An 18,928-nucleotide genomic window follows, 5' to 3' on the forward strand; every position below is an offset into this window, starting at 1 on the left:
CCAATATCATTGAGAAAGACGGTCAGAAAGAGGTTATTGACGGTCTGACCTATGACTTCATGCTGGCGCCGGGCTCTGAAGCGCCTTCCGAAATGCTGTGGTATATCGAAGAGAAAAAAATTATCGAAACCGCAGAAGATGTGACCCACACGCTGCATAACACCTACTCCCTGCGCGGTGCAAAAATTCGTGAGCCGCTGCCCTGGTCAAAATACATTAACGAAGCCATTGTACGCTGGGGTGACAAAGCCGAAATTATTATGGCCCAGCACCACTGGCCAACCTGGGGGAATGCTAACGTCGTTAACCTGCTGAAGAGCCAGCGCGATCTGTACCGTTACATTAATGACCAGACGCTGCGCATGGCAAACGCAGGCCTGACCCGCGATGAAATTGCAGCTAACTTCAGGCTGCCTGACAGCCTGGCAAAAACGTGGGCGAACCGGGGCTACTATGGTTCTATCAGCCATAACGTGAAGGCAACCTATGTGCTTTATCTCGGCTGGTTCGATGGCAATCCGGCCACGCTTGATGAGCTGCCGCCGGAAGAAGCGGCGAAGAAGTTCGTTGAGTATATGGGCGGTGCAGATGCCATTCTGCAGAAAGCGAAAGCTGACTATGACCAGGGCAATTACCGCTGGGTTGCTCAGGTTGTCAGTAAAGTCGTCTTTGCCGATCCGAAAAACCAGAGTGCCCGCCATCTTGAAGCCGATGCCCTGGAACAGCTTGGCTATCAGGCCGAGTCGGGGCCGTGGCGTAACTTCTACCTGACCGGGGCGCAGGAGCTGCGAAATGGCGTTGTGAAAGGGCCGACGCCAAATACCGCAAGCCCGGATACCGTTCGTGCGATGACGCCTGAAATGTTCTTCGATTTCCTTGCATTACACATCAACGGTGAGAAAGCGGGCAATGCCAAAGCGGTGTTTAACATTGACCTGGGCAATCAGGGCGGTAAGTACAAACTGGAGCTGGAAAACGGTGTGCTGAACCATACGGCTAATGCCGAGGCAAAAGACGCAGACGCGACAATTGTGCTCAGCCGTGACACGCTGAATAAAATCATCCTGAAAGAAGAAACCCTGAAACAGGCTGAGGATAAAGGCGATGTGAAACTCACCGGCAACGGTGCGAAGCTGGATGAGATGCTGAGCTACATGGACAAGTTCGAGTTCTGGTTCAATCTTGTGACACCATAACCTCGTTTCCCTGCAGCCTTAGCGCTGCAGGGGATTTTTTGTAAGGCAGACCAGCGCTGTTATTGGGATGCATTTCTTTGATTAACCAATCTTGTAATATCTGATCGGTACCTTCAATGATTTTACCCGCGCAATGAGGACACGTTCCTCTGCCATGTTTTTGGAAGCCGTTATTTTTGCGCTGCCAGGGCAGCCTTCACCCAGCCATCAAACAATTGCTGGTGGGCTGCTATCCAGCCATCCACATGACCATTGATATCTGCTTCTGAGGCATGGCCTTCATGCATCAGCGAATTCTGGGCGCTGATATCCGCAATTGGAATTTCCATCAGCGAGAACAGTTTTGCCGCAGCCGGATTTTGCTGGGCCCAGACCTTGTTCGCCGCAATGTACATAGAACTCAGCGGGAAGCCGTAATTCGCGCCATTAGACAATTTGGTATCTGTGTTTTTCTGCACGCCCGGCAGGGAGGAGAACGGCACTTGCAGCCATACCACGTCTTTACCCGGCTTCAGAACGTCACTCACCCAGAAAGGGGTCCATGTATAGTAGAGCACTGATTTTCCTTGTTTATAACGAGTAATCGTATCTGCCATCAGCGCCGAATAATTGCCCTGATTGTGATCCACTGAGTTGCTCAGGCCGTAGGCCTCAATCTGATGATTAATGACCGCTTCGCAGCCCCAGCCCGGCGCACAGCCCGTAAGATCGGCTTTACCGTTGTTGTTGGTATCAAACAGTTTTGCAATTTTCGGATCTTTTAGCTGCTCGATATTGGTGATGTGATATCGATCTGCCGTTTTTTTATCAATCAGATAACCCTGCGCAGAACCGTTTACGAAAACACCCTGGCGATAAAATTTCTTGTCGCCTCCGGCGGCGGCGTACATATCATCGTGAAGGGGTTGCCAGTTCACGGCGGTAAACGTTGCATCGCCTGCGGCAAGCGTTGTATATCCGACATTGTAGTCAACTTCGTTAGGCTTATTGACCGTATAGCCGAGTTTTTCCAGAGCACGGCTGACTATCAGAGTCTGAAAGGTTTCTTCCGAAATATTGCTCTGTATCGGCTGGACTGTTATGCCTTTGCCCGGTAAATCTGCGGCGAACGTACCGGCAGAAAGAAGGGTAGCAAAAGCAGTGGTAATAATTATGCGCTGTTGCATTTTCGTTCCTCATTGTGTGATTGGGGATATGTCGGTACGCGATCGAGAGTGGTGGGGGGATAACTATTCCGACCTGATGAATGTTGAATACTGCGTAGAAGTTAAAAATCAGAAACACTAACGTCATGGCTGAGTTAGCTTTCCTTGAGCTGATGTAAACGAATACTGTTGATATTCAGAGGAAATAAAAATAAGCAAATGCAGTATTAGGGTGAAACTTAATTTTATGATGCTGCTGGCTATAAAGACCCTAACATACTCAGACCAGAAGACAACGTTTTATTTATTCTGACCCTCCATTATTTGAACCTCGTCAATATTATCCGAAATAATAAGCGGCCTATAGAAATGGGTTTTTTGAACATTTTATCAGTAGATTTAACCGTCTGAGATAAACTTATTTTTGATTTTATTTGGTGTTGTTTAGTGAGTGGAACCTTTGATCGTTATCAGCATCAGAGTCCAACCTCTATGGTGATAACGTGGATCCAGTGATCAAATAGAATGTCATATTAATCAGCGATATTACAGACAGTAACACACTGATTAATTGTAGGTTGATGAGACACCAAAGCGTTGAGTCGACTCACCGGGCATGGCACGATAATTCAAAAAGATATTCATGTGGACGTCGTCATGCCGATACTGTGGCTCAGACCATGACTCATCCACATGACGACCAAAAAGTTCTGCTTATCCAATAGCGCCCTGGCCGTATGATATGTCTTCAGCCTCTTCCGTCTTTGGGGACCAGGAAGTAAAACGCAAAGGGTGACGAGCCAATGATTGTGAACATAATACTGTAAATGGCAACCCACGCGCCCTGAATAATGAAGAGTGATAAACTCCATTGTTCCATTGGCATATTATACTGCTCCTCAACGCCCTGGAATGTCACACTTGAGACAGCCGTAACAACGATCGAAAAAACAAGAGCAACGGCAATCAGGAATTTTTTCCCTTCACGAGTTTTGAATATCTTCAACATCATCCTTTCCTCACAGACAGTTTTTATTCGCTCGGCTTCTACGAAACGACAGCCTGGCAAAATGGAGCAGTAAATTTGCCTGCAAATTTTATCCAGGCTCATTTGCAAACGAGCCAAAACTACAGTTTCCAGCCAGATTCAGATGTTGGCGGGAAGCGATGGCTGACAGGTTATCGGCACTCTCGCCTGAATTAAAGTCTTTATTTGCGTGAAAGGCGGTGTGAATCACGGTGGATTCAGCTGACACCCCTGCGTCATTTGAGGCCCTTCGCCGCTGGCTGTGGGGACAAGATTTCATTGAACGGAGAAGGATTATCATCTGTACCAACAGTTATAACTTGATGCAGGGGGGAACAGAGAGAGCATCGACGCGCTAAAATCAGCCAAGTCACTGAATTTCAGGCATAAAAAAAGACGTCGGTTGACGTCTATTTACTTCGAAATGGTACGCCCTACAGGGCTCGAACCTGTGACCTACGGCTTAGAAGGGCGAAACTTATTGATTTCACAGGCTTTTATATCATTTCGTTTTGTTGCAACTGATTGATAATGTTGTGGTTTATTATGTTGTGTGATTTCACCCTATAACATAGTATTTCAGCCTTAAGACACCCGTTAAGACACCCGTAAGGCACCTGCGAAATGGCTGGAATACTCCTCACAGATAGCAAGATAAAAGGCATTAAACCAAAGGAACAGGCTTACTACGTCTGGCAGGCTTCAGCATCCCGCGGCACCGGGCGGCTAGGGATAAAGATTTACCCTTCAGGCCGAAAGGTGTTTGTTTACAAATATCACAAAGACGGTGCACGAAAATTTCTTTCGCTCGGCGACTATCCGCACCTGAGTTTATCCGAGGCTGCCAGCAAAGCTCAGGAGGCCGCGGCTAATGTTGAGTCCCTGGATAATGTGACGTATGAGCACGCCACCGTAAAGCAGCTGTTTGACGATTACATTGAAGACCAAAAGAGGCTGAACAAGAGATCCTGGAAGAAGACAGAAGATAGGCTTAAGCAGGTTCTGGCAAGCCAACACATTGACGCAAAGATGCTAGCCAAAGACATTACCCCTGTGCAGATTAAGCACATCCTTGCTGAATTTATTGAGCGTGGCGCGGTAGCTGGCTCCAACAAAGTGCGCGCTAATCTTCATGCGATTTTTAATTTTGGTTTATTCGCTGATAACGACCCGGCCAACATCAACGGGAAAACTCGCTACGGCCTGGATCGTAATCCTGTATCTGTCGTTCCTGCGCAAAAGGGCGCTGATAAGGCGCTGGATCGCTTCCTTTCATGGGACGAGCTGACGGAGCTGCTTAACCTCATTTCCGTACCAGAAGAAGAGTGTCCGATGAATCCTGACTATGCGCAGCTGCTATTGTTATGCCTGCATACTGGCGGCCAGCGTCCTTGGGAGATCATGACGAATACTCGTGATAACTGGGATAAAAGAAACAACACGCTCACCGTTCCACCGCACATTTCAAAGAATGGGGATTTCCACGTTATCCCGTTGACCAAATCTGCAACAAAAATTATTGAAGACCAGCTGAAGCGTTACCCCGATTCGGTTTATCTCTTTCCGGGCAAAACTAAAGAGGGCCACCTGCTCTCTGCTGAATACGGTAAGCAGCTTCGCAAGTTTTGCCAGCGTGAAGAGTTTACGCCATTCACGCCGCGAGACATTCGCCGAACCTTTAAAACCCTTGCCGGCGATATGGGGATCAGTCTGGAGATGCGCGACCGTTTGCAGAATCATAAAATGCCGGGAGTCGCCACAAAACACTATGACAGGTACGCATATCTTCGTGAGAAATGGGAAATCATAAATCAGTGGGAAGAAAGGGTGAATGCACTGCGTTAGCATGCAGATTAACTCTGATTTGAACTGATGGGCAGCTTTGTGCTAGGAGGGGACGTTAACGCCCTGGACTCGCGTAAGGTACTCTTATGGTAACTTGTATTTACCTGCATCCTGCTGAGGAGATTTTGCATGCTGAACGATCTGAATCACATAACAATCGCTGTAAGGGATGTTTCTAGAAGTTTTGATTTTTACGTCAATACACTTGGTTTTATACCTAAGGCCAGATGGACCAATGGGGCTTATCTTTGTCTAGGTAATCTGTGGTTCTGTCTTTCTGCTGATTCAGTTGCTTCGCAGGAGGATTACACTCACTACGCATTCAGCATTCGTAGCGAAGACTTCGATGTGTTTGCTGCTCAGCTGAAGGCATCGGGCGTTAGAAAGTGGAAAACTAATAAAAGTGAAGGAAAATCAATCTACTTTTTGGATCCTGATGGACACAAGTTGGAAATACATGACGGCGATTTGGATAGCCGCCTTAGCGAGTGTAGGAAGCATCCTTATGAAAAAATGGAGTTTTTCTAGTGTTGTAAAATGAGAGCAACAATGATGATTTCCTAAATCCGCGTAAATCGCCTGCTTAATCCAGAGGCTTAGGAACCGCACCTTTAGTGGATGTGTTTACAGTTTTCATGTCCGCTCATCTCTGTCCTTTCATTCGACCGATGCTGACTAAACCTCCTCTTGCATGGATGTTTTCTGTCCATTCAGATAAATTGAAGTAGCTATCGAACAGGCAAAACAGAAATAGATATCTTGCTCGGGAAGGAAAAGCGCGTATGCAAATACCACAACTCCATACAGAACGCTTGCTGTTAAAGCCATTAGCAGCCGAAGATGCCTCACAGATTCAGGTGCTTTATCCACGCTGGGAGATAGTTCGGTATATGGTCTCCTCAGTACCATGGCCTTATCCTGATAACGGTGCTGAAAATTACGTCAATAACATTGCCCTGCCTGATATGGAAAAAGGGATTGCCTGGATCTGGACTATCAGGCACCGTCAGACCCCTGACGAACTCATGGGTTTAATCTGCCTCTATGACGTTGAGGACAATAACCGCGGATTTTGGTTAGCTCCGGAATATCAGGGGCAGGGTTTTATGCGTGAGGCCAGTAATGTAGCTACGGATTACTGGTTTAATACGTTAAATAGGACAGTATTGCGAGCGCCAAAAGCGGCTCTCAACAGCCGTTCCAAACGTATTTCAGACAGTAGCGGCATGCGGCTTATCAGGACTGAAAGGAAAGAGTATGTCAGCGGTTTGCTGGATTCCGAACTCTGGGAAATCACGCGTGACGAATGGAACGCGCGTCATGTTGGCTAATATAAGTTATGTTATGTCTGCTCATCGCTCACAGCGGACCTCCAGCTCTGTTAGCTTGTCCGCTGCGTGCCAACAGCGGACATGGCTAACTCTTACTGTTATAGATCATGGGGGGTCAGCTCAAAGGCTGATTAACCCCATTCTCCATAGAATTCCTCAAACATTAAGAAAATGTATTCAAAAATGGATAAATGTAACCATTTGGATATACTTAAAAAAATGGTAGCGTAGCTGTGTAAACTATCATCATTCATGTTACCCAATAGTTTCTTAAGGTTACTGTTCGTAAAAAGCGAGCGGTAGACAGGATGTACCATAGAGGATCATTTTTATGAGACTTAAGCTAATAGTCAAAAGTCTTGCTCTGGCGGGGTTACTTTCTTCCACGGCACTGACGCCATTGTTCGCACAGGAAGCTCCTAAAGAGGCGACTGCGGCAACAAAGCAAGCTAACGATGCACTTTATAGCCAGCTTCCTTTTTCTGATAACACTGACTTTACCAATGCCCATAAAGGCTTTATTGCCGCTTTGCCTCAGGATGTTATCAAAGGTGAGCAAGGGAATGTCATCTGGGATCCGCAGAAATACGCCTTTATTAAAGAAGGGGAAAAGTCTCCTGACAGCGTCAACCCGAGCCTGTGGCGCCAGTCTCAGTTGATCAATATCAGTGGTCTGTTTGAAGTGACGGATGGAGTTTATCAGATCCGTAACCTTGACCTCTCAAATATGACCATCATTGAGGGTAAAGAAGGGATTACCGTCGTTGACCCCCTGATTTCAGCAGAAACCGCGAAAGTGGGCCTCGAACTGTATTACAAAAACCGTGGGAAAAAACCGGTTGTTGCCGTGATTTATACCCATAGCCATATCGACCACTACGGCGGGGTTCGCGGTGTTGCCGATGAAGCTGACGTAAAATCCGGTAAGGTGAAGATTTACGCACCTGCGGGCTTTATGGATGAGGCTGTATCCGAGAATGTCATGGCGGGTAACGCCATGAGCCGCCGTGCCAGCTACATGTACGGCAACCTTCTGAAACCAGACGTAAAAGGTCAGGTCGGTGCAGGTCTGGGTACCACCACCTCTGCGGGTACGGTAACGCTAATCGCGCCGACGAATTACATCACCAAAACGGGTCAAAAAGAGACGATTGACGGGCTGACCTATGATTTCATGATGGCGCCAGGATCTGAAGCCCCATCAGAAATGCTGTGGTTTATCGAAGAGAAGAAACTCATCGAAGCGGCAGAAGACGTCACCCATACTCTCCATAACACCTACTCGTTGCGCGGCGCGAAAATTCGAGATCCACTGGCATGGTCGAAATACATCAACGATGCTATCAATCTCTGGGGGGATAAAGCCGAAATTATCATGGCGCAGCACCATTGGCCGACCTGGGGTAACGAGAACGTCGTTAAGCTGATGAAGAGCCAGCGTGACCTGTATCGTTATATCAACGACCAGACCTTACGTATGGCGAATACCGGCCTGACGCGTGACGAAATTGCCGCGAACTTTAAACTGCCTGATGGTCTGGCGAAAACCTGGGCCAGCCGGGGTTATTACGGTTCCGTCAGCCATGACGTGAAAGCCACCTATGTGTTCTATCTCGGCTGGTTCGATGGCAACCCGGCAACCCTGGATGAGTTGCCACCAGAAGAAGCGGCGAAGAAATTTGTCGATTACATGGGCGGTGCGGATAACATCCTGAAAAAAGCCAAAGAAGATTATGATGAGGGCAACTTCCGCTGGGTCGCACAGGTTGTAAGCAAAGTTGTCTTTGCCGATCCAAATAACCAGGCGGCACGTAATCTGGAAGCGGATGCGCTTGAACAGATGGGCTATCAAGCTGAATCCGGTCCGTGGCGTAACTTCTACCTGACTGGCGCGCAGGAGCTGCGTAATGGCGTTCAGAAACTGCCAACGCCGAATACGGCCAGCCCGGATACGGTGAAAGCTATGACGCCGGAAATGTTCTTCGATTACCTCGGGGTGCATATTAACGGTGAAAAAGCGGCCAATGCCAAAGCTGTATTTAATATCGATTTGGGCAGCGACGGCGGTAAATACAAGCTGGAGCTGGAAAACGGCGTGCTGAACCACACCGCAAATGCCGAAGCGAAAGATGCGGACGCGACTATTACGCTCAACCGCGAGACACTGAATAAGATCATCCTGAAAGAAGAAACTCTGAAACAGGCTGAAGATAAAGGTGATGTGAAAGTCACCGGTAATGGTGCGAAGCTGGATGAGATGCTGAGTTATATGGACAAGTTTGAGTTCTGGTTCGACATCGTCACACCATAAAATAAATCCCCTGCGGCACCTGCGTTGCAGGGGATTTTCTTAAGTAAAACAGTTATGCGTTTGTTTTCATACTCACTTCTGTCGTCTCTGTTTTATCTGGCCTCTGCATCTGCTGTTGCCGCAGAAGACCATGTACAGGATGCAGCCCAGGCTAACAACCCCCTGGTGAATATGACTGCCTTTAATATGTAGAACTATTATATCGGTGATGTCAGCGGCACAGATAAAGATGCCAACCAGTTCTGGTTTCGTTATGCTCAGCCGTTTGCTCTGGGCGACAGTAACTGGTTATTACGTGGTTCACTTCAGGTCAATACCTACCCGACGCCACCTAATGGCGGGCATAAAACCGGTCTGGGTGACCTGAACCTTTTCGCGTCATGGCTGATTGATACCGGTAATCCGGCTGTGAGTTTCGGCTTTGGTCCACAAATTACAGCCCCGGCTGCAACCGATGATGCGCTGGGAACAGAGAAATGGTCCGCGGGTCTGGTCAACGTGCTGTTTGATGCCAGTTCGAAGAAATTCCAGTACGGTTATCTGGTTTCCTGGCAGCATAGTTTTGCCGGGGAAGATGACCGAAGAGACGTGAACCTCTGAATCGCCACGGATAATTTAGACAGCTCCTGTCTATTTAAGATGGATTATTTAAGGTGTAGGTAACGCCTGCTCCTCGCTCAGAGCTGACTGTGAGATTTAATTGTGAGCTGCACGATTACACTGGCAACTCACAATCTGAGGGAATACAGTTAATTGCTGGCCTGCTGCTGTACCCATTCTTCATAGACCTGCTCAGGCCAACCCAAGAAGGAGCCGCTTTTGCTGCGGTGCGGCGCGGGAAATTCCTTTTTCTTTTCCCACATGCGCCATAGCGTAGGGTGGCTTTTCCCGGTCAGTTTGCACATCTCTTTAAGTCCAATATATCTCGTGGCCATAACTACCTCACACCGCGCTAATCGCTGTTTGTACTACCCGATAACCACGTCTCCGGGGTTTCTTCTTCTTCGGCTGGATTTTCGTTCCGGCTACCTTCGGTGCTGGTGGCATCGGTACACTTACGCCGTTCCTCATGTTCCGCCGGGCATTCATCTGCCAAACCAACCGCTTTGTGTGGTCGCAACCATCGTCAATCTGGACGCTGGCTTTCACCAGCTCGTCGTTCAGGTCGGCATACTCAGGCATAGCCGTCACCTGCTACAGTCGAACCCATGTCTGATACCATACTTTCCCAGACTTCAATTCCCGTCTGATTGATGGATTTATCGCTCGCCAGACATTTATCAAACATGGCGATGGCTGCCGCCTCCCATCCCTGGTAGTTCAATTGCAGCGCTTCAAGAAAATAAGCATCGACGAGCTGCCTGACGCCGGGAACGCCGCCAACAATATTTACCCTAATAGGTAGGGTATTGGCGTTTACAGTGAACCATTCGCCGCCGTTTTGATTAACGACATGGCTATAAATCGCCGCCGCATACTGATTAGCCAGCGAATTCAGACGGAAATTTTGCGTAATGAGTGCCATTTTTAGATCTCCCATCCGATAGCCTGGAAAAGCCCCATTTTGGAGTGGTACCAACGTGTACCGCGGCGTTCAGCTTCTGACATCATCAGGTGAAATGCGTGCATGAATGGGGCTAGCTCCACTATTGCCCGGCGCGACAGTAAACCATCAGGAGTCATGAATTCATGCGTATCAGTAGGGATTTGGTAGGCGTTTACCAGGTTGCGGCATTTCGCATCTGTCATACCGCTTTTAGAGACCACCTGGCGGTAACCGACATATCCGGCACGCATGGTGCCGCGCTTAATGTTTTCCACCGCCTCGGTGACAGTCTCGATCTTCTCTTCGACATGATTCAGCCGTTTCTGCTGGCGGACTGCATCAGCGGCCATTGCTGCGATCATCTCGATTTCAGTCAATGGCTGCTGTCGCTGAGTGCGGAAGTAGTCATTGACCAGCTCGCGCTGAACCTGCCAGGCCAAATCGTCGTTGAAAGGCTTGGTGAGCATTAGGTATCCAGTTTCCGTAAATACCCGCAGGCCACGAAACGGTACATCGACATTGAAAGAACGTAATACGTTGTTTTCCGAGTATTCAATAAGATACGTATCAACACCTTCAACGAAGCGGTCTTTATTGCGAAGGAATGCGGCGCTAGCAGTCCCTTCAGGGCGATCATGTACTTCATCGATCATCGCCAGAGTTACAATGCGCTGTCCGCGATATTCGACTGCCGGAAGTTGTTTATTGTTGATGGTAATTGTATTCATGCTTTATCTCCAAAGGAGCGGCGAAGCGCTTTCTTAAGTTTTTTACCGTTATTAACCGAGCAATACAGTTCAGCCAATTCCTGTGCCATCAGTTGCTCGCCTGTCTCTTCATGAACGAAATACTGTTTCGGATTGTTTTTGATAAACTCCTGTACCATTGGCAGAGCGAGAAACTCTTCCGGGCTGTAAATTTTCGACTGCCGCCGCAGGTGCTTCGCGTTTGGCACCTTGTGGGCAGACTCAACAGAAAAAATGTTTGCGTTATCCTGGTTAGCCACGCTTCCCCCTTAAAACGGTTTCGTTTTCATGAATTCGCGGTACTGATCGGTTAATGCGTCATGCTTTTCCTGCCACTGCTGGATCTCGCGCTTACGAGCGAGCAGGCGGCGAATACGACGAATGCAGCGACGGTGCGCCGACGTGTAAACCAACCTTTCGCGCCCCTGCTGATAAACCGTTACTCCGTAGCGTTCGACTGGTGTATCCGGATGATGAGTCCTTGCTCCCACAAGGTGGAAAGCGTGGGTTGTCATGTAATGCGCCAGGTTGTTCAGGGCCGCGCTACGGCTCAGGCAACGTTTGCGGTAACCGTGGCGCGTCACAATGTAGACCGGACGGAGAGGGCGGCTAAACGCTGCATCAATACCTGTCTTTTGTTTGCTGGTGGACATTTCTATCTCCTTTAATTGGCTACTTCGTTTAGCTGCAGGCCCATTTCGCGGGCCATCTCAATGAATGTGTCTATCGCGCAGATATGCTCTTCATCACGTAACCTGCGGTCGGCCTTTACGCGCCCATTCTCGATGTACAGAACCACACGACCGGTAAAGTCGGGCATAACATGCAGCTCGACGGGTAACACTGGCACCGCGATATTCACGCCCTTGTAGCTGGTGGTTGATTGCTCAGTTGCCATTGCTTCCCCCTTGATGCTCAAAAGCCTGTTCAGCTAAATTCGCTATAAGCGCGTTCATAAATTCCATTCCATGCGGAGAGAGCTTATTTAATTTATTGCTCATGCATGCGCTGTAGTGGTCAGATATATGTCGCTCGGCTTCTGCTCGTTTGGTGGAGTCGTACACCATCGCTTCAAATATCTTTATTAGCGCTTTTGTTAATATCTCTTCGCTTAATTCAATGGTCGTCACTTCATCATTCGGTAGCTTCACGAGGACGAAATTGCTACCCGTTTTTCGCTTCATCGAATTCAGCTTGGCAATAACGATACGGCGACGGCGAGTTTCAATTAAACTTGTCATTTATTTTCTTCCCTCTCGAGGTTGTCAAGGAATACAGAAATCTTTCCGCTGATCTCATAAGCCAGACCGATTAACTCATCATCCTTTTCACATCCATCCGTTCCTCTTTCAAAGATGTTCTGTAGGAGAGCATTCAATTGACGCCCACGATTAGAGGCAGTTAGAACATCACAAATATTAATCTTTGCATTCTTCATAACTACGCTCCGTATGCTTTTCGTAGATAAAGCTGAGCAATCACTTCCTGACCATTTGCCATAAAAAGAAGCGCTGTTTGATATGCTGATTTGTCTTTGATAAAACTCATAATTAAGCCTCCGGTGAATTTAGAATGTGGACATCCCCAGCAATTAAGCTGTAATTAAAAACTATTTAATTGATTTACTGTTTAGTTGTTTTTATCAAGATCATCTATGTAGGTTTCGATTTTTTCCTGCGTCTTATAAAGAGAGCGCAGCAAGCATGCAATTGCGCAATCAGTAGTCTGTTCCCCATTGGTTTGACTATAGATAAGTTCAAGTAGTGATGTGTTTTCAATAATCTCTGCATTGATGGCTTCTAAAATACTAACAGGAGTGTTCATTATTTATTCTCCGCTGTTTCAGAATTGAATATGGTGTTTAATGAACAGATGTCATTAATAATCTGATTCATGCATATACCGACAAGTGATGTGATTTGATATTCGGTTTCGTTATCATCAGCTACGTATGCAAGAGTATTAACAACCTTATCCATGTTCTCTATCACGTTGCGAATAATAAGTTGTTCTTGGTTGGAAATAGATTTCATGCGGCACCGCCCTGGACGCGAGCTTCTTTTGCATATTCGCGGGCAAGCTCAATAAGTTCAAAGGCAATACTTTTTACTGTTTCACTACCAGAACATAAGCAGACCTCAGAGGCCGCAAGTAGATCGTCTATATTTCCGAGGGCGCCTAATGGCGTCATATCCATGCCGTGAAATTGATTTTCTGATTTTCTGCTCATCTCATTAGCTCCGTTGTTTGCTGATGAGATAATCGTAACTAAAGTATCACTAGCGCGCAAGTGTCTCTGATACTATTCTTTCGCTAAATGATAAAAAAAATGCCGGATATCCGGCATCTAATTGATAAATATGAATTAAAAAATATCCCACCGAGCATCCACTACAACACCTATGATTTCACACTCGCCATCCATCTCGATCATCGGGTATTGAGGATTTAGTGGTTTAAGAAATTCTCTACCCATGTCAGTTACATATTTTTTGAAGGTAACCTCTTCTGTATTTTTCTTTTGAGCAATGACATAACAGTTGGAGTGCGGATCTTTTTCTGGATCAACTAGGATAGACATTCCTTCTGGGAAAGTAACCCCGGTAGGTGCTGTCATTGAATCTCCGTGTACTTCAAGCCAAAATCCTTTTTCACCTGCGTATTTCACCGAATCCTGCCAATTATCAATGTCATGAATACTGTAATTGTCACCATGATGTGCAAATTGCCCAGCCTGGACCCAATTTAACTTGGGGTAGCTATAACGAATCTCAGGCTGTACTCCTGCCCTGACATTCGTAACCCACTCTGGTTTGTTCTCGACCCCAGACTGGAGCCATTGGGGATCACATTCTAGCGCTGAGGCGATTTTGAATAGGGTATTCCCATTGAAGCTTTTGGTTAAACCTTGCTCTGCCTTACTGATCGCAACCCTGGTCACACCAGCCTTTTTTGCAAGTGCTTCTTGGGTAATGCCTAACTCTGATCTGCGTTGAATTAGACGCTCGGCGAAAGTGTTCATTTTTGCCTCCATTGATTTCGAAACTAAAGTAGCACGTTTGTTTGATACTTTGGATTCTATTTGCTAACATCAGCTGATACAATAGTTTCCAAAAGGGTTAACTCATGGAGCTTTACGAAATTCTTAAGAAGCATTTTAAAACAAACGCGAATATCGGAAGGAATTTCCCCAAGCGAGGTAAGGCTAGAACCAGTCAGGCAGTAGGCAAATGGAGACTGAGAGGAGTGCCTGAAGATGTAGCGATTCTCTGTCATTTAGATGCATCCATTCCTTACGAACATTCTTCTTTGGCAAACAAAAGTGCCTCCTGAATACCACGGTACGGTAATGCCTGAATCTTTTAGCCACACAGACGGTGAGTGGATTCAGGAGCAGTTATTGAGTTTAACACCAGCGGCTCGTCAAAAGGCTGTTGCCAGATACGCCGCTGTTTATCTGGAGACGTTTGAGTCCGAGCCGGTTTCCTTTCGAAAAGAGAACCGGGCACGGCATGAAGCCAATGTGCGGCTTCGTCTGTTCGTGAGAAATCACGGCAGAGCTTTGCAGGGGTATACCGCCGAGCCTCCACTGGCGGGAGCACAACAGAGTTACTGAAAAGGTGCCCGGACAGAATGCAGGCTTAAAGGTGCCTGGTCAGATTGGCAACCACTTCACCCGGCTCTCCGTGTGTACTAGTAAGGTGGTACGAAATCATGGGGAAGAGGGAAAGGGGGGTAAGGGGGGATTGGGTGTAGGGGTAGGAATAGGGCCTTTTCCAACAGAAGACATCCATAGGTTAAGTAGATCTCTGTCTTAAGGGCAGCACCAGAAAAACGCCCGTACCAGCAAGGTAGTACGCAGTGTCAGGCACAGAGAATTTGAAAGGGTTCTTCCTGGAAGAGTTTATTTCATGAGGGAGAAATCAGAGGGTCGGCTGGCAGCCTTTGGGGAGGCCACCAGCCATGTGAAGGGGAATCTATGAAAACCACATCACACGAATATTATCTCATCGCTACGGAGGCGGAACAATGCTGACGATCACACCGAATTTTGCACAGGAACGCGCTCTTGCCATGTTGCGCCGTGACTGGAAAACCTATACCACCTTCATGGTGTACGCACCAACAGGAAGCGGCAAAACCGGTCTGGCGGCTTTCATCGTTGCCGGGTTCGTCAGTCGCGGCAAGCGTGTATTGTTCTGTGCTCCATATACCATCCTGATTAACCAGACTGCAGACCGCTTTGTCGAGTACGGGTTACCTGGTGATGAAATCGGGTATATCTGGGCAGGTCATCCTAATTACGATCCGTCACTGAAAATTCAGATCGCCAGTGCCGATACGCTTATCCGTCGTGTATTTCCTGACAACATCGATTTACTGATCATCGACGAAGCGCACCTGCGCAAGAAGCGCATCCTGCAGGATATCGAACGCCTGCATGCTAAAGGTGTGAAAGTAATTGGCCTGTCGGGCACACCGTTTTCACCGTTCCTGGGCAAATACTATGACCGCCTGATTAAGCCGACCACCATCGGCGAGCTGATCCAGCGTGGCGATCTGAGCAAATACGAGTTTTACGCACCGACGAAGCCCGACCTGAAAGGGGTTAAAACCAAATCCTCCCTCGAATATGGCAGCGACTATAACGATAAGCAGGTGGCAGAAATCATGTGTGGCTCAACGCTGGTGGGCGATATCGTCCAGAACTGGCTGGAGAACGGGCATGATCTGCCGACAATCGCTTTCTGTGTGAATGTGGATCACGCCAACTATCTGACTATCCAGTTTAACCAGGCGGGTGTTAACGCAGAGGTAATGGTCGCCGAAACACCAGTTGAGGAACGGCAGACCATCATTCACCGGTTTGAAACAGGTGCGACGAAAATCATCGTTAGCGTCGGCGTACTGGTTGCCGGGTTCGACAGCGATGTGCGCTGCATCATCTATGCCCGCCCGACCAAAAGCGAAATTCGCTGGCTGCAGGCGCTGGGTCGTGGTCTGCGCACCGCGCCGGGCAAAGAGTCCTGTCTCATCTTCGATCACAGCGGAACAGTTCACCGCCTCGGCTATCCCGATTCTATTGAATACAGCGAGCTACCGGGCAAATCAGACGGGATGGAAGATGCTGCCCGCCGTACTGCTGAAGAACGAGCTGAGAAGCTGCCTCACGAATGCTCGCAGTGCCACTACATGAAACCTGCAGGCGTCTACGTTTGCCCAAAATGCGGGCATAAGCCGCTGGCCGGTGAAGATATTGATACCGACACAGGACGCAAACTCAAAAAGCTTGGCGCAGGGCAACAGAAGCCGACGCAGGCAGAGAAGCAGGCCTGGTGGAGCCAGATTAAATTTTATCAGCGCCAGCGCGTATCACAGGGGAAAAAGCCTTTAAGCGATGGCTGGTGTGCAAATACATTCCGGGATCGCTTCGACGAATGGCCGCGCAACCTGAGCGATTACCCGATGGATATAACGCCCACGGTAAGCAATTTCATTAAGCACAAGCTGATTGCCTTTGCGAAAGGGAAAGAAAAGGCAAAGCGGCAGCAGGAACAGGCTATGCCAGATGTCCCGACGCCAGCCCACCGGGCAACGAAAATTATTATCGATATCAGACAGCAGTTAGGTAAACGAGCATGAAAACGACAGATGCAGCAAAAGGTCAGTGGGCGATGATTTTTGAGCATTTCGGTTTGCCGCCGATTAATGCTCGCAATCACTTTAAAGGCGAATGCCCGGTATGCGGCGCGCGGGGCAAACTGCGCATTGACGATCGGGATGGCCGGGGTACCTGGATTTGTGTGTGTGGCTACGGTGACGGAATGAAACTTGTCACCCTGACACAGGGCAAATCATTCAATGAAATTTGCTCCGAGATTGACAAGCTTATCGGTAACAATTTCGAGCGGATAAAAGTGCCAGCCGCCAGCAGCGCCAGCAGCCTGCGCACAAAGGTACTCAATAAGTTTTCTAAGCTGCAGCCACTGCGCGGCACCGCCGGCGCAGGCTACCTCAGCGGCAGGGGAATATTCAGCCTCCCGTCCGAGGCAGTCAGGTTTAACGATAAGCAACGCCACAATAAGAGCATCTATCAGTCGCTTTACTCGCTGGCAACAGACGATAAAGGGGAGCTGTGCTACCTGCATCAGACGTTACTCGACGGCCCGAAGAAAGCTGACATCGGCACCAGCGCAAAACGCCTCAAGTCATTGCAGGACGATAATTATCTGGATCATGCCCGGTCAGTTGCGATCCGGATGTTCCCGGTTGCCAGTACGCTGGGCATCGCCGAAGGAATCGAAACCGCACTGTCGGCGCATCAGATTTATAAGGTAAATACCTGGGCAACCATCAACAGCGGCTTTATGAAGAAATTCAGAGTGCCGGCAGGCGTACGGAACCTGATTATTTTTGCTGACAGGGACGAGAACAGCGCGACGGGGCTTGCGGCCGCGATGGAATGCGCCCACGCCAATCTGCTAGCCAAAAACGACCTCGTAAGCGTCCGCGTCTATTACCCGGATCACGATGATTTCAACAATATGCTCATGAATGGTGACCAGGTTCGTGAGATCCCTTTCTTCAAAAAGGCGGCCGCATGAAACTCGAATCGTCATTGAAACACTTCAGCCCGCAGGGACTGGCTATCACTGATTCATCCAAATCCACCTCTCCTGACAGGATCACCGGTACCGATGTTGTGGCCGCGCTCGGCTCCACTGCTGCGAAAGCCAGATTTGGGCTTTGTGCGTTTCTCGGTAAAAACGGCATCAGCGCAGGAGACGAAGATAAAGCGGTGCAGGAGCTGGCACGAATAGCGATGAATAATGCACCGAAAAATGTGCGTAAGGCTGCGGGAGGTCAATTTGGTAACTGCATGCTCATTCTGGCCCGGTTCGCCTTTACTGAATATTCTCGCTCGGCTGGCAGCGCCTCTGAATGCCCTCACTGCAAAGGTAAAGGGCTGGTGGAGGTTCAGGAACAGGTGGTTCGTTATCCTGGCTACATAGGTGCCGACGGCGAAGAGAAGATTGCCCCCTGGGTAGAGATGCAGACGGTTAAGAAACAATGCCAACACTGTGACGGAAAAGGAGCTTTATCGGCCCGCTGCCGGTGCAAAGGGATCGGACGCGTACTTGATCGTAAGGCCACCAGCGAACAGGGCGCCCCGGTGTTTAAAGAATGTGAGCGCTGTACCGGGAAGGGATTTGCGAGCATGCCCTCAACAAACGTCCATAAAGCGATTCTGAGCCTTGTCCCCGATCTGCACGTCAGAACATGGACACGCAACTGGAAACCCTTCTATGACGGTATGGTACAGGAATGCCGCTGGGCAGAAGGAAAGGCAGAAATAGCGTTCGAGCGCGCAACTAAGTTTTGAACTATGGCAGCATTATTTTGAATTTTAATGCTAAAGTGATTGCTTTTGTCCGAAGTTGTCGTGTATGCTTCTAATTATGCAGTATATCGCCTATAGATAATTAACTCCGAAGAACCCGCCATCGAGCGGGTTTTTTGTATCCGAATTTCACCGCGCACCGCCCGCGCAACAATCCCACCGAACCATACCCTTTGAAATGAACCCTTGAGGGAGCCAGTTCGTGCTGGCGAGCCTCGGTGGGTTGGCTTCCTGTGCGGCAAACGTTCATTATCAAAGTGAAGGTATGGATAAAATTGGTGATGGAACTATCTCCTCGATGCTCGCAACCCAATCACCTCGATACTTGCAGCCTCAGTAACCAATACACCTGGAGCTGATATAACAGAAGATGCAATTT

The 18,928-nt window shown here is 48.4% G+C and carries 25 protein-coding genes; 11 read left to right on the top strand and 14 right to left on the bottom strand.

Going from position 1 to position 18,928, the window contains the following annotated elements; translation table 11 throughout:
* A partial coding sequence (locus tag HYQ67_RS23185) for an alkyl/aryl-sulfatase (protein WP_202308453.1) occupies positions 1 to 1,196 on the top strand: 1,196 nt, incomplete at its 5' end.
* 170 nt (positions 1,197 to 1,366) lie between these two features.
* Here HYQ67_RS23185 and proX read toward each other — a convergent pair.
* Both proX and HYQ67_RS23195 read right to left on the bottom strand, forming a co-directional pair.
* Positions 1,367 to 2,362 carry a glycine betaine/L-proline ABC transporter substrate-binding protein ProX gene (gene proX, locus HYQ67_RS23190; RefSeq protein WP_202308455.1) on the bottom strand — a complete coding sequence of 332 codons (996 nt, stop codon included), beginning with the start codon at positions 2,360 to 2,362 and terminating at the stop codon, positions 1,367 to 1,369.
* 727 nt (positions 2,363 to 3,089) lie between these two features.
* Positions 3,090 to 3,350: a DUF2534 family protein gene (locus tag HYQ67_RS23195; protein ID WP_202308493.1), complete on the bottom strand. Its 261-nt coding sequence runs from the start codon at positions 3,348 to 3,350 to the stop codon at positions 3,090 to 3,092.
* A 642-nt stretch (positions 3,351 to 3,992) separates the two neighbouring features.
* Here HYQ67_RS23195 and HYQ67_RS23200 point away from each other — a divergent pair.
* The 5 genes from HYQ67_RS23200 (at position 3,993) to HYQ67_RS24130 (ending at position 9,455) form a co-directional block, all read left to right on the top strand.
* A complete protein-coding gene (locus HYQ67_RS23200) occupies positions 3,993 to 5,213 on the top strand; it encodes a tyrosine-type recombinase/integrase (RefSeq protein WP_202308457.1) in 1,221 nt (406 codons plus the stop codon).
* A 129-nt stretch (positions 5,214 to 5,342) separates the two neighbouring features.
* Positions 5,343 to 5,741, top strand: coding sequence for a fosfomycin resistance glutathione transferase (gene fos, locus HYQ67_RS23205; RefSeq protein ID WP_202308459.1), 399 nt, complete (start codon positions 5,343 to 5,345; stop codon positions 5,739 to 5,741).
* A gap of 254 nt (positions 5,742 to 5,995) precedes the next feature.
* Positions 5,996 to 6,544: a GNAT family N-acetyltransferase gene (locus tag HYQ67_RS23210; RefSeq protein WP_202308461.1), complete on the top strand. Its 549-nt coding sequence runs from the start codon at positions 5,996 to 5,998 to the stop codon at positions 6,542 to 6,544.
* Between the two features lie 331 nt (positions 6,545 to 6,875).
* Complete coding sequence (locus HYQ67_RS23215) at positions 6,876 to 8,855, top strand: alkyl/aryl-sulfatase (protein ID WP_202308463.1); 1,980 nt, start codon at positions 6,876 to 6,878, stop codon at positions 8,853 to 8,855.
* 408 nt (positions 8,856 to 9,263) lie between these two features.
* Complete coding sequence (locus HYQ67_RS24130; RefSeq protein ID WP_237391421.1) at positions 9,264 to 9,455, top strand: hypothetical protein; 192 nt, start codon at positions 9,264 to 9,266, stop codon at positions 9,453 to 9,455.
* Between the two features lie 149 nt (positions 9,456 to 9,604).
* On the opposite strand, the gene HYQ67_RS23225 is transcribed toward HYQ67_RS24130, so the two are convergent.
* The 12 genes from HYQ67_RS23225 to HYQ67_RS23280 all read right to left on the bottom strand — a co-directional run bounded on the left by HYQ67_RS23225 (position 9,605) and on the right by HYQ67_RS23280 (position 14,169).
* Positions 9,605 to 9,790: a helix-turn-helix transcriptional regulator gene (locus HYQ67_RS23225; protein ID WP_202308465.1), complete on the bottom strand. Its 186-nt coding sequence runs from the start codon at positions 9,788 to 9,790 to the stop codon at positions 9,605 to 9,607.
* A 7-nt stretch (positions 9,791 to 9,797) separates the two neighbouring features.
* Positions 9,798 to 10,037: a hypothetical protein gene (locus tag HYQ67_RS23230; RefSeq protein ID WP_202308467.1), complete on the bottom strand. Its 240-nt coding sequence runs from the start codon at positions 10,035 to 10,037 to the stop codon at positions 9,798 to 9,800.
* Entirely contained in the window at positions 10,030 to 10,380 is a 351-nt protein-coding gene (locus HYQ67_RS23235; RefSeq protein WP_202308469.1) for a hypothetical protein, read from the bottom strand. The genes HYQ67_RS23230 and HYQ67_RS23235 overlap by 8 nt, the downstream gene beginning before the upstream one ends.
* Positions 10,381 to 10,382: 2 nt before the next feature.
* A complete protein-coding gene (locus HYQ67_RS23240) occupies positions 10,383 to 11,129 on the bottom strand; it encodes an ORF6N domain-containing protein (RefSeq protein WP_202308471.1) in 747 nt (248 codons plus the stop codon).
* Positions 11,126 to 11,407 (bottom strand): hypothetical protein, encoded by a 282-nt coding sequence (locus HYQ67_RS23245; RefSeq protein ID WP_202308473.1) that lies wholly within the window; start codon positions 11,405 to 11,407, stop codon positions 11,126 to 11,128. Before HYQ67_RS23245 ends, HYQ67_RS23240 begins: the two co-directional genes overlap by 4 nt.
* A gap of 9 nt (positions 11,408 to 11,416) precedes the next feature.
* Positions 11,417 to 11,800: a hypothetical protein gene (locus HYQ67_RS23250; protein ID WP_202308475.1), complete on the bottom strand. Its 384-nt coding sequence runs from the start codon at positions 11,798 to 11,800 to the stop codon at positions 11,417 to 11,419.
* Between the two features lie 11 nt (positions 11,801 to 11,811).
* Positions 11,812 to 12,045, bottom strand: a complete 234-nt coding sequence (locus tag HYQ67_RS23255) for a hypothetical protein (protein WP_202308477.1) — start codon at positions 12,043 to 12,045, stop codon at positions 11,812 to 11,814.
* A complete protein-coding gene (locus tag HYQ67_RS23260; RefSeq protein ID WP_237391422.1) occupies positions 12,035 to 12,388 on the bottom strand; it encodes a hypothetical protein in 354 nt (117 codons plus the stop codon). The genes HYQ67_RS23255 and HYQ67_RS23260 overlap by 11 nt, the downstream gene beginning before the upstream one ends.
* A complete protein-coding gene (locus HYQ67_RS23265; protein WP_202308479.1) occupies positions 12,385 to 12,585 on the bottom strand; it encodes a hypothetical protein in 201 nt (66 codons plus the stop codon). The genes HYQ67_RS23260 and HYQ67_RS23265 overlap by 4 nt, the downstream gene beginning before the upstream one ends.
* 191 nt (positions 12,586 to 12,776) lie before the next feature.
* Positions 12,777 to 12,971: a hypothetical protein gene (locus HYQ67_RS23270; protein WP_202308481.1), complete on the bottom strand. Its 195-nt coding sequence runs from the start codon at positions 12,969 to 12,971 to the stop codon at positions 12,777 to 12,779.
* A gap of 205 nt (positions 12,972 to 13,176) precedes the next feature.
* Entirely contained in the window at positions 13,177 to 13,377 is a 201-nt protein-coding gene (locus HYQ67_RS23275; protein ID WP_202308483.1) for a hypothetical protein, read from the bottom strand.
* A 135-nt stretch (positions 13,378 to 13,512) separates the two neighbouring features.
* Entirely contained in the window at positions 13,513 to 14,169 is a 657-nt protein-coding gene (locus HYQ67_RS23280; protein ID WP_202308485.1) for a LexA family protein, read from the bottom strand.
* A gap of 104 nt (positions 14,170 to 14,273) precedes the next feature.
* Here HYQ67_RS23280 and HYQ67_RS24135 point away from each other — a divergent pair, with 104 nt between their 5' ends.
* From HYQ67_RS24135 to HYQ67_RS23295, 5 genes are all read left to right on the top strand, one after another.
* The gene (locus tag HYQ67_RS24135; protein ID WP_237391423.1) at positions 14,274 to 14,480 is read left to right on the top strand and encodes a hypothetical protein; all 207 of its coding nucleotides are present in this window, start codon (positions 14,274 to 14,276) and stop codon (positions 14,478 to 14,480) included.
* A gap of 16 nt (positions 14,481 to 14,496) precedes the next feature.
* On the top strand, positions 14,497 to 14,763 hold the full coding sequence (locus tag HYQ67_RS24140; RefSeq protein WP_237391424.1) for a hypothetical protein: 267 nt from the start codon (positions 14,497 to 14,499) through the stop codon (positions 14,761 to 14,763).
* Positions 14,764 to 15,176: 413 nt separating this feature from the next.
* Positions 15,177 to 16,790 (top strand): DEAD/DEAH box helicase, encoded by a 1,614-nt coding sequence (locus HYQ67_RS23285; RefSeq protein ID WP_202308487.1) that lies wholly within the window; start codon positions 15,177 to 15,179, stop codon positions 16,788 to 16,790.
* A complete protein-coding gene (locus HYQ67_RS23290; RefSeq protein WP_202308489.1) occupies positions 16,787 to 17,752 on the top strand; it encodes a toprim domain-containing protein in 966 nt (321 codons plus the stop codon). The genes HYQ67_RS23285 and HYQ67_RS23290 overlap by 4 nt, the downstream gene beginning before the upstream one ends.
* Entirely contained in the window at positions 17,749 to 18,531 is a 783-nt protein-coding gene (locus HYQ67_RS23295) for an antitermination protein (protein WP_202308491.1), read from the top strand. Before HYQ67_RS23290 ends, HYQ67_RS23295 begins: the two co-directional genes overlap by 4 nt.
* Positions 18,532 to 18,928 lie beyond the last annotated feature (397 nt).

This window comes from Dryocola clanedunensis subsp. sulfonylureivorans, from assembly GCF_016756775.1.
Lineage (GTDB): Bacteria > Pseudomonadota > Gammaproteobacteria > Enterobacterales > Enterobacteriaceae > Dryocola > Dryocola clanedunensis.

What these genes read in the sequence shown, in the direction of transcription:
- proX (WP_202308455.1), bottom strand. Translation starts at nt 2,362, where the DNA reads ATGCAACAGCGCATAATTATTACCACTGCTTTTGCTACCCTTCTTTCT.
- HYQ67_RS23195 (WP_202308493.1), bottom strand. Translation starts at nt 3,350, where the DNA reads ATGTTGAAGATATTCAAAACTCGTGAAGGGAAAAAATTCCTGATTGCC.
- HYQ67_RS23200 (WP_202308457.1), top strand. Translation starts at nt 3,993, where the DNA reads ATGGCTGGAATACTCCTCACAGATAGCAAGATAAAAGGCATTAAACCA.
- fos (WP_202308459.1), top strand. Translation starts at nt 5,343, where the DNA reads ATGCTGAACGATCTGAATCACATAACAATCGCTGTAAGGGATGTTTCT.
- HYQ67_RS23210 (WP_202308461.1), top strand. Translation starts at nt 5,996, where the DNA reads ATGCAAATACCACAACTCCATACAGAACGCTTGCTGTTAAAGCCATTA.
- HYQ67_RS23215 (WP_202308463.1), top strand. Translation starts at nt 6,876, where the DNA reads ATGAGACTTAAGCTAATAGTCAAAAGTCTTGCTCTGGCGGGGTTACTT.
- HYQ67_RS23225 (WP_202308465.1), bottom strand. Translation starts at nt 9,790, where the DNA reads ATGGCCACGAGATATATTGGACTTAAAGAGATGTGCAAACTGACCGGG.
- HYQ67_RS23230 (WP_202308467.1), bottom strand. Translation starts at nt 10,037, where the DNA reads ATGCCTGAGTATGCCGACCTGAACGACGAGCTGGTGAAAGCCAGCGTC.
- HYQ67_RS23235 (WP_202308469.1), bottom strand. Translation starts at nt 10,380, where the DNA reads ATGGCACTCATTACGCAAAATTTCCGTCTGAATTCGCTGGCTAATCAG.
- HYQ67_RS23240 (WP_202308471.1), bottom strand. Translation starts at nt 11,129, where the DNA reads ATGAATACAATTACCATCAACAATAAACAACTTCCGGCAGTCGAATAT.
- HYQ67_RS23250 (WP_202308475.1), bottom strand. Translation starts at nt 11,800, where the DNA reads ATGTCCACCAGCAAACAAAAGACAGGTATTGATGCAGCGTTTAGCCGC.
- HYQ67_RS23255 (WP_202308477.1), bottom strand. Translation starts at nt 12,045, where the DNA reads ATGGCAACTGAGCAATCAACCACCAGCTACAAGGGCGTGAATATCGCG.
- HYQ67_RS23260 (WP_237391422.1), bottom strand. Translation starts at nt 12,388, where the DNA reads ATGACAAGTTTAATTGAAACTCGCCGTCGCCGTATCGTTATTGCCAAG.
- HYQ67_RS23265 (WP_202308479.1), bottom strand. Translation starts at nt 12,585, where the DNA reads ATGAAGAATGCAAAGATTAATATTTGTGATGTTCTAACTGCCTCTAAT.
- HYQ67_RS23270 (WP_202308481.1), bottom strand. Translation starts at nt 12,971, where the DNA reads ATGAACACTCCTGTTAGTATTTTAGAAGCCATCAATGCAGAGATTATT.
- HYQ67_RS23275 (WP_202308483.1), bottom strand. Translation starts at nt 13,377, where the DNA reads ATGAGCAGAAAATCAGAAAATCAATTTCACGGCATGGATATGACGCCA.
- HYQ67_RS23280 (WP_202308485.1), bottom strand. Translation starts at nt 14,169, where the DNA reads ATGAACACTTTCGCCGAGCGTCTAATTCAACGCAGATCAGAGTTAGGC.
- HYQ67_RS24135 (WP_237391423.1), top strand. Translation starts at nt 14,274, where the DNA reads ATGGAGCTTTACGAAATTCTTAAGAAGCATTTTAAAACAAACGCGAAT.
- HYQ67_RS24140 (WP_237391424.1), top strand. Translation starts at nt 14,497, where the DNA reads ATGCCTGAATCTTTTAGCCACACAGACGGTGAGTGGATTCAGGAGCAG.
- HYQ67_RS23285 (WP_202308487.1), top strand. Translation starts at nt 15,177, where the DNA reads ATGCTGACGATCACACCGAATTTTGCACAGGAACGCGCTCTTGCCATG.
- HYQ67_RS23290 (WP_202308489.1), top strand. Translation starts at nt 16,787, where the DNA reads ATGAAAACGACAGATGCAGCAAAAGGTCAGTGGGCGATGATTTTTGAG.
- HYQ67_RS23295 (WP_202308491.1), top strand. Translation starts at nt 17,749, where the DNA reads ATGAAACTCGAATCGTCATTGAAACACTTCAGCCCGCAGGGACTGGCT.